Below are 13,098 nucleotides of genomic sequence, written 5' to 3' on the forward strand. Positions count from 1 at the left end.
GTGCATGCTGCGCGTCGGTCCGGTATGCGCGATGCGGCCATCCGGTGCCACATGCAGAAAGGGATGCCAGATGGACTCGTCACCGCCTTCATTCGTGGCCAGCGCCCAGTTGATGTTCGTGAAGCGCGTCCACCCGCTTCTCTCCTGCCAGCGCTCCGCCGTTTTACTGCCACCGGATCCAGCGGCGGTGAAGACGCTGCCATCTGGCAGCGCGACGCTCGTATTGTACCAGCGCGGGTCCTGCATGTCGGCGGCTGCGCTCCAGGTGTTGCTGCGCCAGTCAAACAGGCTGCAGTCGCGGATGGTGTTGTTCCCTCCATTGACCAGCAGGCGGCCGTCCGGCAGCAGCGAAACACCGCCGCAGAACATGTCGTGACGTGGATTGTTGATCTCCACGAATTCTCCGGTGCGATAGTCCCACGTGGCCGCATACGTGAAATGACCCACGGGAAAACCGGTGCGCTGACTGGAGGCGAAAGTCAGCAGACGTCCGTCCGGCAGTTGGGCGCAGGTCACCGGAATATGCGGCGTCCACGGTATCACTCCGCTCCACAGTCCGAGGGTTGAATATTGCGCCGGTGTCGGCGGCAGCGTTTGCATCTTCGGCGCTGGCTTGTCGGGCATGAGCCTTGCGGCTTCCGCGGCGAGCGCATCGCTTTGCGCATGCGTCACGTCATCTGCTTGAGAGAGTTGGCTGGCCAGCAGCAATGTGAGCAGCAGTCGCTTCATCGTGCGGCGGTGGCTGCGGTGCCGGTGAAGCTTTCATCCGTCAGCGTCTTGAGAAAGGCCACCAGATCGGCCTTCTCCTGCGTCGTGAGTTGAATGCCGCCCTCTGGATGCTTCGCCAGATTCGGGTCCAGCGTGGCGTTGCGCTGCACGCCGCTGCTGTAATGCTCCACCACCTCCTCCAGCGTGGTGAAGCGGCCATCATGCATGTAGGGCGCAGTGCGTGCGACATTGCGCAGACTCGGTGTTTTAAATTTCCCACGGTCAGCCGCGTTCTGCGTCACCGCCATGCGCCCAAGATCATCCTCCGCAAGCTCAAGGCCGTTGCTGGCAAACGACTGGCTCACAAACAGCGTGCCGCCATGGCAGTGAAAGCAGTCAGCGCCTCGCAGCCCACGTTTCGGATCAAACTCCGTCACGAAGAGCTGCAGTCCGCGCTTCTCGCTTTCTGTCAGTTCCGCCACTTTGCGTACCGCTCGGTCAAAGCGCGACTCTTGTGACACAAGCGTGAGCAAAAATTGCTCCAGTGCTTTCGCCACGCGCTCAGACGTGATCTGTGCGGAACCAAAGGCTTTCGCAAACGCCTGCGTGCACTCCGCATCCGCACTCAATTTGGCGATGACCTTCGGCAGCGTCTCATTCATCTCGTGAGCATCCTGGATCGGCATCAGCACCTGCTCACGCAGCGTGGCCGCACGGCCATCCCAGAAGAAGGACTGCTGCCAGGCCAGATTGAACAACGGCATCGCATTCCGCCTGCCCTGCTGCTGCTGCGCGCCGGGGCTGAAACGCCGCGCATCGGCAAAGGCATGCGCTTGGTCATGGCAGGACGCGCAGGACTGCGTCTGATTGACCGACAGCCGCGTGTCATGAAACAACTGTCGGCCCAGCGCCACGCCTTCCTGCGTCAGCGGATTGTCGGCAGGCAGTTGCACCTGTGGAAAACGCTGCGTCATCGCTGGCGTCAGGGCATGGGTGCCAGCGGGCAGGGGTGCAGGCTCCGTCGCGAACGCCGGTTTCTGATACACATCATAGTTCACACTGCGCACGCGGAATGCATGCTCGATGTTCGTCTTGAGCTTTGCCGCCAGCGCATCGCCCGCACGCGAATGCGTTGAAGTCCCATCCTTCGCGAAATCGATGTCCTTCAGTACCCGTTGCACATCCATCTCCACCGCCAGCGTCATCGGCCTGCCACCGTGAAACTCCACCGGCAGTTCCACCGTCATCAACTGCGGCGCATTGGCGATGTGATACGAGAACCCATTCTCCTTGCCGTCCTTGGAGAATCGGCCTTCGAGCGCCATGAAAATATACCCGCCCTGCCAGCCCCAGTGCAGACCATTGACCTGCGGATTGAGCGCATGATTCGCTTCATAACCATTCGGGTCTGACTTGTTCGTCGTCTCATCCACACCAATGCGGAAGCGGATGCCCTGGTACACGCCCTCAGGCATGCCTGAGACCTTCGCGCTCACACGACCCTCCGCCGTGCTCAGGTACGCAAACCAGTCCTGCGACTCCAGCCAGGTGCCATCCTGTTTCTGCAAAGCCAGCCCGGAGAGCAGGCAATCAAGCCGCGTCACCTGCGCCGCCACCGCCAGTCCCAGTGGCTCATTCAGCCGCAGCACCTGACCATCCACCATCGGCACGATCTCCAAGTGCAAATCCTGCCCCGCCGCACCCAGCGTCAACAGCGAGACACCGCATAACACCATCGCCCATGCCCTGAAAGGCACTTCGGAAAGCGGGTTTCTCGTGAAAATGCGGCGCATAAGTGACGAACAATATCGTTCGTGACACATGATCTATGGAAATTACAGGCTCGCAAGTCAGGGATTTGTAAGATGGTGACACAAAAATGGTAACATCCGCGATTGTGCGATTTTCTTCATCGGGCACAAGTGACCTCAGCTTCCGAGGTTGATCCGGCGAGATAGCCACCAAGCGTGGTTTGAGGCATGAAGCCCGACCGCCCAGTGAATCACCCAATCCGACGGCGGCGGCGCAATGTCCATGCGATGCCGCAACTGGCGATGAGCAGCGCTCCGCCTGGCTCAGGAACCGGGGCAAAACCCCCGATGACGAGACCGTCCTGCCAGTTGTTGGGGTCTTCTTCGTCCAACAGTGTGTTCACCGTGAAGTAGTTGTGCTGGGCGGTGTAGGTGGCAAAAAAGCCCGCCTGATCCTTCGCGGCCACATCGTTCAAAATGCTCTGGAAAATGGCGGAGCGGGCGTCACCCGTCGCTGTTCCCAGACTTGCAAAGTAGTCTTCGTAGCTGTTCAAGCCGGTGAAGTCGCTGAAGTCGCTCCTGGGCGGCGAGCCCTCAGTCTGGGCAAGGAAGTCCTGGATGGCGTACATCGCATTGTAGAAGTCGGCATCATTGACAAAGTTGTTGTAGTCGCCGCTCTGTTCAAGGAAGCGGCCCGAGGCACCTGCCAGGGTGTCCCAAGGCAGGAAGGTGTCGAGGACGTACTCCATCACGGCCACCTGCTTTGAAATGATGGGTGCGTAGAAAGCTGCATCCGACAGATAGATGGCGTTGCGCTCCGTGTTCTGCACGGTCCAGCCATCATGAAACGAGTACGTTTCTGCAGTGATGGTCGCGTTGCTCAAAGCAGGCGTACCGGGCTCAATGCACAGCCACCAATAGGTCTGACCGTTGATGTCATACTGGCCAATCGACTCCCCGTTGTTGTTCAGTCCGTTCACGCTGATAGTTGCAGCTGCAGCCGTGAGGGTGCAGGCCGCAAATACGAGGGGGAATAGCCTTCTGAATGTCATGAGTGTATGGAATTTATAATATTAGCTCAATAAATCTAGATTTATTTTGTGAAAATTACGATAAATAGTATTTAACCGGAAATATCCTACTTCTTTGATGGCCAAAGCAGTGCATTACTATCGGAAAGCCCTGTTCTAGGCTACCAATTCAGATGCCACGTTCGTTCCAGAACCTTCTGTGGTGGCTTGCCGCCGCAACCATTGCTGCCTGTTACCTCTTGGCGGACATGCATGCCTTCAGGGGCCGGGAGGCGGCCGCAGCGGTTGTCCACGGCCAGCCAATCTCCCAGCAGGAACTGCAGGAATCAATGCGCGAGCACCTCTGGAAGCACGATCACTCTTGGGCCAGTCTCGACCCAGTCGCGCGCAAGAACACCCGCTGGCTGGCGCTGGAAAATCTTGTAAACGACCGCCTTGTGCGTGCCTGTCGCACAAAGAGCATGCTCAACACGGATACGTCCCGGCCCGCCGCGAAACGTGAGTCTGAGAGAATGCAGCGCCAGTTCGCCGATGCCGCAGAGTTTCCCGGCCGCCTGGCCGCCCAGCAGCTGACGCCCCAGTCGCTGGAAGCCCGTATCTACGCCGCGCAGCTCGATGAAGCATGGATCGCGGAGCAAATTCAGCCTCGTCTCAATGAGCTGACCCAGCAGGACGTGCAGCACTGGTACGATGAGTTCAAGGAAGCCCTGCGCATCCCACCCGCACACCATGCCGCGCACATCTTCCTCACCCGGCACGACAAAACGAAGCCCGACCGCGAGCCGGAAATACGTGAGATCCATCGTCAGCTGCTCGCTCACGAGAAGACATTCACTCAACTGGCCAAAAAACATTCCGATGACGCTCGAAGCAGTGTCCTGGGCGGCGACCTCGGCTGGTTCACGCAGGAGCGCATGCCGGCAGATTTCATCGCCGCCGTACAAAAGCTCAAAATCGGCCAGCCCAGCGCACCGGTGCAGACGCAGCTCGGCTGGCACCTCATCCGCGTATTGGAGCGCCATGCCTCACGCCTCTCGACCTTTGAAGAGGCGAAAGTCGAAATCACCGCCCTCCTCATCAGCCAACGGCGCGAGCAGGCCGTGCAGAGTCTCCTCACCGAACTGCGCGAGAACTCTCAGCGCCAGGTGGTTTATCACACCGCGGTCATTGATCACGCTGAACCGGCTCCTTGATGCCGACCTCGGCGCTTCTGCGGCGTGCGCGCCACTTCCTGAGTTCTTCGGCCCACAGCACGCTGCTGCCGATGACACCGAGAAGAAAGACATCTGCCAGCGGGATCGGCACCGTGTGGAAAATGTGGTTCATCGATGCGTTGTAGATGACGAGGACGTGCAGGGCGTTGCCCAGAATGAGACCGCCGACGAGCCAGCGATTGCGCAGCACATCCAGGCTGAAGGAGGATTGGGTGGCGCTGCGGCAGTTAAGAACATTGAACCACTGGGTCACGGCGATGAGTGTGAAAGTCTCCGTCTGCACGAGTTCAAACGGAACGCCGCTGGCCTCCCGCCACACGAAGAAACCGAAGATTGCCACCACCGAGGTGCTGACCATGAGCAGCAGCCGTTGGAGCATCGGTCTTGTGATGAGCTGCTCGCCCATTGGCGTGGGGCGGCGGCGCATTTCATCGCCCTCCGGGCCTTCCATGATCAGGTTCACCGTCACTGCGCCTTCGGTCACGATGTTGATCCACAGGATCTGCACCGCCGCCAGTGGCAGCGGGTAGCCGCACAGCAACGCGAGCAGCAGCACAAGGACCTCATCAATGGACGTGGCAAACAGGAACAGCACAACCTTTTTGAGATTCTGATACACGAGCCGGCCTTCCTCGATGGCCTTGACGATGGTGGCGAAGTTGTCATCCGTGATAACAATCTTCGCCGCGCCCTTGGCCACCTCCGTGCCCGTGATACCCATAGCCACGCCGACATCCGCCGCAGCGAGCGCCGGAGCGTCATTGACGCCGTCTCCCGTCATGGCGACGACCTGCTTCTGCGACTGGAAGGCCTTCACGATGCGCAGCTTCTGCTCCGGCTGCACCCGCGCAAAAACGGAGATGCGTTCCAAACTGGCGCGCAAATCAGCTTCAGACATTGCTTCGAGTTCCCCACTGTCCACGGCGATGTCGCCGGGCTTTGAAATGCCCAGTTCGGTCGCGATGGCAAGCCCTGTGGCCTTGTGATCCCCGGTGACCATCACCGGCCGGATGCCCGCTGCCAGACACTCAGCGACAGCCTCCTTCACTTCTTCTCGCGGTGGATCTAACTGGCCCAGCAGACCGAGAAAGCGCAGCCTGCCGCGCCAGGGTTCAAAACCAGCTTTTTCATCGAGTGGGGAGTCACTAACCTCGGCCACGGCGAGCACCCGGAGAGCCTGCCCCGCGAGTTTTTCGGAAGTTTGCTGAACCTGTGCGAGATCCAGCGTCGCAGGATCGCAGAGATCAAGCAGCTTCTCAGGCGCGCCTTTGAACAGTACCCTGCGCTTCCCATCACGATCATGCTGCGTGGCCATCATCTTCGCCGCTGAGTCGAAGGGGATCTCCGCACGGCGCGGCCACTCATCGCGCAGCGTTTCGAGTTCCACCCCGCCTTTGAGCGCGACTGTCAGCAAAGCCGCCTCAGTGGGATCACCCAGCGGCCGCCAGCGCGTTTCTTCCGCCTCGGGCGGCACAAGGTTCGCGTCGTTGCAAAGCGTGATCGCCTCCAGCAAAGACTTCAGCGCAGCATCATCCTTGCTGGCACCGAGCAGTTTGCCCTCAGGCGAATAGCCAGCTCCCGTTGCTTCGATTTGAAGACCATCCGGCAGAATAAGAGTGGTGACCGTCATCTCGTTCTTCGTGAGCGTGCCAGTCTTGTCGCTGCAAATGATGCTGGTGGACCCGAGCGTCTCCACGGCTGCGAGACGGCGCACGATGGCCCCTCGGCGCGCCATCCGCTGCATGCCCACCGCCAGCGCGATGGTCATGGCCACTGGCAGGCCTTCGGGCACCATCGAAACCATCTGACTGATTGCCACCATGAAAATGGTCACAAAGGGAATGCCACGCAGCAGACCAAAGGCGAGGACCAAAACAAAGAGCACGATGGAAGCGCCCACCAGCCAGTTGCCAAACTGCTTGAGTCGAACTTCCAGCGGCGTTTTGGGTTCCTCCGCCGTTGCCGTCAGGCTGGCGATCTTTCCCACTTCCGTTTGCAGACCCGTGGCCACCACCACCGCACGCCCACGGCCCGCAGTGAAGTGCGTGCCGGAGTAAATCATGTTTCTGCGGTCACCCAGCCCTGCGTCCTCATCCACCAACTCAGTGTGTTTCTGAACCGGGAGCGATTCTCCCGTGAGCGCAGCTTCAGTGGCTTCCAAAGCCGCTGCTTCGAGCAGTCGCGCATCAGCCCCCACCTGATCTCCTGCTCCGAGCAGAAGGATGTCTCCCGGCACCAGTTCCCGTGCTTCGACGTTAGATTCCTTTCCATCCCGAACGACGCGCACTTTCAGCGCCGAGAGCTTGCGAAGCGTCGTCATCGAGTGCTCCGCCCGGCCTTCCTGCACAGCGCCGATGAGCGCATTGATCAACACGACCACCAGGATCACCACCGCGTCACTGCCATGCCCCATCGCAAAAGAGATTACCGCCGCGACGAACAGAATGTAGATCAGGGGGCTCGCGAACTGCAAGGCAAACACCCTCCACAGCGGCTTGTGCTTGTCCTCCGGAAGTTCGTTAAGGCCGTGCTGCTTCAGACGTTCGGTCGCCTCGCTGCCGCTCAGACCAACCTGCGCATCCGTCTCAAGCGCCTCCACAATTTTTTCAGATTCTGCCGCGTGCCAGTTGAGCGATGGTAAGACCTGCATGGCGAACTTTAAATTAGATCACGACAACCGCTATGGGGAATGCGCCCCATGGGTTGCGTAGATGCAAATGCGCGCTAAGGGCGTGGCATGAAACAAAACGTTGGCATTCTCGGGCTCGGCATCATCGGCAGTCGTGTGGCGGACAATCTGCGCAAAGCCGGGCATGAGGTTTTTGTGTGGAGCCGCAGCGCGCGCCCCGTGCCCAACTTCCTCGCCTCACCCCATGAAGTGGCCGAGGCGGCAGGCATTATCCAAATCTTCGTGCGCGACGGCGCTGCGCTGCTCGACGCCATCGAAGACATGAAGCCCGCACTCAAAGCCGGGCATCTCGTCATGAATCACGCCACGGTGAGCAAAAAAGCCACGCTGCAAGCCGCCCAGCTCGTCGAAGAAACCGGGGCCGCCTTCCTCGATGCTCCTTTCACCGGCAGCAAGATGGCTGCACAGAATGGCAAGCTGAGCTACTACATCGGCGGCAGCGAGCTCCTGATCGAGCGCGCCAAACCCGTGCTCGCCGCCAGTGCCGCCAAGATCCTCCCACTCGGTGCCATCGGCGATGCCATGGTGCTCAAGATCGTCACCAATCTCGTCTCCGCCGTGATCGTCGAAGCCGTCTCCGAAGCCGCAGACATCACCAAAGCCAACGGCATCCCCCTCGAACGTTTGCTAGAGGCACTGGAATCAAACGCCAACTTCTCCGCTCTCATCGGCATGAAACTTCCCGCCATCATCAAGAGCGACTTCGAGCCGCACTTTGCTCTGCGCAACATGCTCAAAGACGCCGACTTCGCCCGCGAACTCGCGGCAGAGGCAAGGCTCAAGACACCCGCCCTCGAATGCACCGCCGTCGCCATGCGCGCCAGCGTCGATGCCGGGAATGGTGATCTCGATTTCAGCGTCATCGGCCAGCGCTGAAAAGTGACCGCGCTTGGACACAATCGTCCTCGTCCTCGATCAAACTGCTCCGCAATCACGCCTGCCACCGAGCCGTCTCTAATCTCTTCGCATTGTAGTCCCGACTTCATCGGTCCCGAAGTGCCCCGCCCCCAATGAAACGACACACCTTCATCCTCCTCTTTTTCGCCATGCTCACTCGCATGGCTCTGGCTCATGACACCACGGCTCCGGCTGCCGCTGATTGGGGCCGCATGAAGGTGCTCGTCTTTTCCGGTGCCGCCTATTACAGGCATCCCGACATCCCCGGTATCAACCGCTGGCTGGTCCTGCTCGGCCATGAAAACGGTTTCGATGTGGACATCACCGAAAGTCCGAAAGACCTCATGCCTCAGGTGCTCGCCAAATACGATGTGTTGCTGCTCAACAACGCCAATGAACTCGACAAGATCATCCCCGAGGCGCAGCGGCAGTCGGTCGAAGCTTGGTTCGCCGGCGGAAAGAAGGGCGTTGTCGGCCTGCACGCAGCACTCGTGCATCAAACAAACTGGCCGTGGTTGAGCCAGCTTGGCGGCTGCGATTTCAACAGTGACTCCGATTTCTCCAAGGCGAAAGTGACCGTGGAGCCCGCCGCAAAGGATCATCCCGCCGTAAAGGGCCAGCCTGCGGAGTTTTTCATCGAGGCCGACTGGACCAATCACGACCGCGCCGTCACCGGCCAGCCTGGCTTTCAAGTCTTGCTGCGCGTGGATGAGAGCACCTACACACCCGTGCGCCATTATTTCAAGACGCGCGGAGGCAAGCCGATGGGTGCAGATCATCCCATCGCCTGGACGCATGAGCCCGCGGCGGGCGGCCGCTTCTTCTACACCGAGTTCGGCCACGATCTCCGCTCACTCAGCACCCCCTTCATCCGCAACCATATACTGGAAGGCATCCGCTGGGCTGCCTCAGCGGGGAAAACCGAAAGCAAGACAGCGAAATAGTACACCACCATGCTGCACCCACACACTCTCCTCTCCACGCTCCTGCTCGCATTCACGGGCGCTGTAGCCGCCGCCGCTGAACCCGCTCTCTGGGATCTGGCCAAGAACGACATCCCTGCGGCCCAACAGTCAGGTGCAGTAGAGAAATCCGACGGCGTGGTGAAGCTGCGCGATGGCGCATCCTTCGCCGTGCCTGCGGAGGCCTTTCCTGATCAGAAGAACTTCACCGTGCAGGTCACACTCTCGCTCGATGCATTGGTTCAGGACGCCGTCTTCTCCGTCATGAACAAGCAGAGCGCCGACAAGGACGACGGCTTTGCCATGTTCTTCAACTACAAGGACAAGCCCTACTATGCGCGGCAGGTGAACTCCGTCGTGAACAAGATCCTCATGGTGGGCGGCGCGCTCAATGGCCGCAACGAGCCGGAGATCAACAAGCCCGTCACCTTCACCATGGCCGTGCGCAACGGCCTGGCGACCTTCTACATCGATGACGCTCCCATCAAAAAATGCTTCATGGAACTCATCCCCAATGACGGACCCATGTGGATCGGACGCAACGACAACGCGAAGTCAAAAACCATGCCCGTGACCGTACACTCCGCGAAGGTCTTCGGCTCCTCATACAGCTACGTCTCCAAGAAGGAGGCCACGGGCGAGTTCCCACGCGGCGCGGTGGCCGGGAAAGGCTGGGCGCTCGACGTTCCAAAGATCGACCACCCCGAGTGGCCAAAGGTGCTCATTTACGGCGACTCCATCTCTGTCGGTTACAGCGGCTCCTTCATTGCCGAGATGCTCAAGCAGCACGTCTATGTCTTCCACTGCGTCCACTTCGTTGGCGGTGATGTCCCCGAACAGGCGCTGACCGAAATGGCCGGTCGTTTCAAATTTGACGCCGTGGTCTTCAACAACGGCCTCCACTCCCTCGGCTGGACGCCGGACAAAGTCCCCGACTCACTCGTTCTGGAGCGCATGCAAAAACTCGCCCGCTGCTTCAAGACCGGCGCGCCGCAGGCCAAAATCTTCTACCTCATGACCACGCCGCACACCGCCGCGCGTCCCGCACCCAACAAACCCGTCACCGCCTTCGGCGACAAAAACGCCGTGGTCCTCCGGCTCAATACCCTCTCCGCCCAGGTCATGAAGCAGGAAGGCATTGAAGTGATCGATGCCTACGCTCTGTTTGCCGCCCACCTCGACCTCGCCGCCGGTGACAACTTCCACTGGCAGAAACAGGCCTCCGAACTCCTCAGCCAGGAGATCTCCCACCACGTCCTTCCTGTGGTTAAAAAAGAGAAGTGATCAGGCATTGCGGGCAGGGCCTCATGAGCCTGCATGGCATGTCTATTCCAAAAACACACCGCGATCGCACTTGCCGCAGTACTCACTTTTGGCGAGGGGTGCGCTACAACCCCTGACCTCCCTTATGACTGAATCCATTGTGTATCTCCTCGCTGGCGTCGTGCTCGCCTGGTTTGGTGGTGAACTCTTTGTGAGAGGGGGCATCGGACTGGCCGCTTGGGCCCGCTGGCCCACCGCTGTCATCGGGGTCACCGTGGCCGCGTTTGGCACCTCGTCACCGGAACTGATGGTGGCGGTTCAGGCTGCGCTGGATGGCGTCCCGCAGATCTCACTTGGAGATGTGCTTGGCAGCAATGTCGTCAACGTCTCCCTAGTGCTCGGTTTGGTACTGGCACTCTCCGGCATGAAGGCGGAGGACGGCGGTATGCGGCGGGACTGGTTCATCTCCCTGCTGGTTCCGGGCTTTGTCTATCTGCTCCTCATGGATGGCTGGTTCTCGCGGCAGGACGCCATGATCATGATTGTCTGCTTCGTGGCATGGCTGACGGTGGTGATCCGTCATGCCCGTGCCCATGCAGCGGCACAGGCAGTACCGGTGGAAAAAGTTCCTGTGCTCAAAATGCTCGGCTTCTGCCTCCTGGGCCTTGCCATGCTCATCGGCGCTGCGCAGTTCGTGGTGCATGGGGGCACAGGCGTGGCCGCCGCACTCGGCTGGAGCCCCTTCGTTGTGGGAGCCGTCGTTATCGCCGTGGCCACCAGCACGCCAGAGTTGGCCACCACCCTCATCGCCCGCATGCGCGGCCATCATGACGTGGGACTCGGCAACATCCTTGGCAGCAACATCTTCAATGTCCTGTTCGTGGCTGCCGTCGCAGCATTGATCCATCCGTATCCGGTGAACCTGCCCGAGATCCAGCCGACCCTGCTCTTCGGTGCCGTCACCACGCTGCTCATCATTCCCGGTCGCGGGGGGTATATCCACCGCTGGCGTGGCATCCTCCTTCTAGTCATTTATGCAGCCTATGTGGTGCTGACCTTGAACCAAAGCTCGGCCCACTAAATAAGTAACACATGTGTGGCGACAGCCCGCCCGTCCGTGCGTGTGCAAAAAAACACGACAAAAATCACTTCGCCAGCCGCTCCAGCACATTCCGCGTGACCCTCATCACCACCGCATCATTCCCCATCAGTCCATGCGCCCAGTCAGTCGTGCCAGCGGTGAAGACGGTCCCTCCCCGCGTATAGAGTCCTAGGCAAGCCGCGCCCGTGCGTCCGCTCTCCCACTTCTCATACCATTCCGCATCATCCGGGTGCCAGCGCACCGGGCATGTGGCCAGCACTTCAAAGCTCTTCGGCGTACCATCCTTGCACGTCGGGAAGGGCAGCCCGTCCATCCAGCTCAGTTCACACCCATCGCATTCATAGCCGACAATGGTATCCTTGCCGCCAAACTTGTCCCCTCGCTTCAAACCGGTGCCGGCATAGATCCAGTGGTCCGGCCGATGCACCTCATACTCCGCCGGCTCCGTCATGAACTGCCCATGGCTTTTGCGATAGCCACCCCACAGAAACCCCACCCCCGTCAGTTCGTTCTCAGGACGTTTGAGTAGATGATGACTCCACAACGTGCTCAGCGTTTTGAACTCCCGTGACTGATACACCGGATCAAGATGGTAGTTCTGCTTGCAGCACGTAAACGCCCGCCCGCCATCCTCCGCACGCACCTGCCAGCAGCAAGTGTTGCCGCTGAAAAAAGCCACGTTTCCACCCTTGCCGATCCAGTCTTCCAAGTGGTCACGCATCGGCGTGCTCCAGTACTCGTCATGCCCCACACTCAGCACCAACTTGTAACTCGTCAGCAACTCCGGCCGAAATTCCAGATCATCATTCGCGGCAAATTCCAGCGCATAGCCATTCTTCTCCGCCCACTGCACAAAGGGCAGTTCCCACCGCCCAAACTGCGAAGGCCCCGGCCGCTCAAAGCTCACGCGATGCCCCTGATTGTTCGACAGACTGTTGTAGGCATACACCGAGAAGCCACCCCAGTTGTTGTACGCATTGTACGTGTTCGTGCAAAGCTGCAGCAGAATCTTCGAGGTCGTGCCCGGCTTTGCCTGCCGCACGATGAACCACGCGCTGCTCTCCGCCGTGCGCTTCCCGCGCTGCATCCATTTGCCCCCTGCATCCGCAGCACGAAAGACCACCTCATAGTAGCCCGACTTCCACGCCGCCGTGCTCGGCACCCGCACACTCTCCGGCCAGCGGCAGCCATTCGCCGAAGCATCCTCCGGCACAGGATACGCCACACCCGGCACATCAGCTTTCTTCCACACCACCTCCCGCACCGCACCCAGACGCGCCACCTCGATCTCATACTTCGCCGCCGTCGTGCTCACATGAATCGGAATCTCCTCCCCCTGCGCGATGCTCCGCTGTCCCGCATAGCCCTCGATAAAGAGGGGCAGGGGATCTGCCGCTTGCAGGGATGAAACAACGAGAAGGAGGGCAATGATGCGGTGCATGAGACCGCTACGCCAGATATCCTCGGCGGCTTTCATCGCC

Annotated in this window: 9 protein-coding genes and 1 pseudogene; 5 read left to right on the plus strand and 5 right to left on the minus strand. The window is 60.0% G+C overall.

Annotation, left to right across the window (positions count from 1 at the left end):
* From PSV43_RS05190 to PSV43_RS05200, 3 genes and pseudogenes are all read right to left on the minus strand, one after another.
* Window positions 1-729, minus strand: a pseudogene (locus PSV43_RS05190) (hypothetical protein); the annotation flags it as partial.
* Window positions 726-2,501 (minus strand): MbnP family protein, encoded by a 1,776-nt coding sequence (locus PSV43_RS05195; RefSeq protein ID WP_300194473.1) that lies wholly within the window; start codon window positions 2,499-2,501, stop codon window positions 726-728. The gene PSV43_RS05195 and the pseudogene PSV43_RS05190, both read right to left, overlap by 4 nt.
* Before the next feature lie 209 nt (window positions 2,502-2,710).
* Window positions 2,711-3,511, minus strand: a complete 801-nt coding sequence (locus PSV43_RS05200; RefSeq protein WP_300194474.1) for a hypothetical protein — start codon at window positions 3,509-3,511, stop codon at window positions 2,711-2,713.
* A gap of 152 nt (window positions 3,512-3,663) precedes the next feature.
* On the opposite strand from PSV43_RS05200, the gene PSV43_RS05205 reads away from it, so the two are divergent.
* Window positions 3,664-4,683 (plus strand): peptidylprolyl isomerase, encoded by a 1,020-nt coding sequence (locus PSV43_RS05205; protein ID WP_300194475.1) that lies wholly within the window; start codon window positions 3,664-3,666, stop codon window positions 4,681-4,683.
* Here the strand turns inward: PSV43_RS05205 and PSV43_RS05210 are convergent.
* Entirely contained in the window at window positions 4,655-7,354 is a 2,700-nt protein-coding gene (locus PSV43_RS05210; RefSeq protein WP_300194476.1) for an HAD-IC family P-type ATPase, read from the minus strand. The genes PSV43_RS05205 and PSV43_RS05210 overlap by 29 nt on opposite strands.
* Window positions 7,355-7,441: 87 nt before the next feature.
* Here PSV43_RS05210 and PSV43_RS05215 point away from each other — a divergent pair, with 87 nt between their 5' ends.
* From PSV43_RS05215 to PSV43_RS05230, 4 genes are all read left to right on the plus strand, one after another.
* Window positions 7,442-8,269 (plus strand): NAD(P)-dependent oxidoreductase, encoded by an 828-nt coding sequence (locus PSV43_RS05215; protein WP_300194477.1) that lies wholly within the window; start codon window positions 7,442-7,444, stop codon window positions 8,267-8,269.
* Between the two features lie 134 nt (window positions 8,270-8,403).
* Window positions 8,404-9,234 carry a ThuA domain-containing protein gene (locus PSV43_RS05220; RefSeq protein ID WP_300194478.1) on the plus strand — a complete coding sequence of 277 codons (831 nt, stop codon included), beginning with the start codon at window positions 8,404-8,406 and terminating at the stop codon, window positions 9,232-9,234.
* Window positions 9,235-9,243: 9 nt separating this feature from the next.
* Window positions 9,244-10,536 carry an SGNH/GDSL hydrolase family protein gene (locus PSV43_RS05225; RefSeq protein ID WP_300194479.1) on the plus strand — a complete coding sequence of 431 codons (1,293 nt, stop codon included), beginning with the start codon at window positions 9,244-9,246 and terminating at the stop codon, window positions 10,534-10,536.
* 124 nt (window positions 10,537-10,660) lie between these two features.
* Complete coding sequence (locus PSV43_RS05230; RefSeq protein WP_300194480.1) at window positions 10,661-11,596, plus strand: calcium/sodium antiporter; 936 nt, start codon at window positions 10,661-10,663, stop codon at window positions 11,594-11,596.
* Between the two features lie 64 nt (window positions 11,597-11,660).
* On the opposite strand, the gene PSV43_RS05235 is transcribed toward PSV43_RS05230, so the two are convergent.
* A complete protein-coding gene (locus tag PSV43_RS05235) occupies window positions 11,661-13,094 on the minus strand; it encodes a N,N-dimethylformamidase beta subunit family domain-containing protein (protein WP_300194481.1) in 1,434 nt (477 codons plus the stop codon).
* Window positions 13,095-13,098: the final 4 nt, after the last annotated feature.

Origin of the sequence: Prosthecobacter sp., assembly GCF_029946185.1 — a bacterium.
Taxonomy (GTDB): domain Bacteria; phylum Verrucomicrobiota; class Verrucomicrobiia; order Verrucomicrobiales; family Verrucomicrobiaceae; genus Prosthecobacter.

Excerpts from the sequence above, each read along its gene's own strand:
- PSV43_RS05195 (WP_300194473.1), bottom strand. The coding sequence starts at position 2,501 with ATGCGCCGCATTTTCACGAGAAACCCGCTTTCCGAAGTGCCTTTCAGG.
- PSV43_RS05200 (WP_300194474.1), bottom strand. The coding sequence starts at position 3,511 with ATGACATTCAGAAGGCTATTCCCCCTCGTATTTGCGGCCTGCACCCTC.
- PSV43_RS05205 (WP_300194475.1), top strand. The coding sequence starts at position 3,664 with ATGCCACGTTCGTTCCAGAACCTTCTGTGGTGGCTTGCCGCCGCAACC.
- PSV43_RS05210 (WP_300194476.1), bottom strand. The coding sequence starts at position 7,354 with ATGCAGGTCTTACCATCGCTCAACTGGCACGCGGCAGAATCTGAAAAA.
- PSV43_RS05215 (WP_300194477.1), top strand. The coding sequence starts at position 7,442 with ATGAAACAAAACGTTGGCATTCTCGGGCTCGGCATCATCGGCAGTCGT.
- PSV43_RS05220 (WP_300194478.1), top strand. The coding sequence starts at position 8,404 with ATGAAACGACACACCTTCATCCTCCTCTTTTTCGCCATGCTCACTCGC.
- PSV43_RS05225 (WP_300194479.1), top strand. The coding sequence starts at position 9,244 with ATGCTGCACCCACACACTCTCCTCTCCACGCTCCTGCTCGCATTCACG.
- PSV43_RS05230 (WP_300194480.1), top strand. The coding sequence starts at position 10,661 with ATGACTGAATCCATTGTGTATCTCCTCGCTGGCGTCGTGCTCGCCTGG.
- PSV43_RS05235 (WP_300194481.1), bottom strand. The coding sequence starts at position 13,094 with ATGAAAGCCGCCGAGGATATCTGGCGTAGCGGTCTCATGCACCGCATC.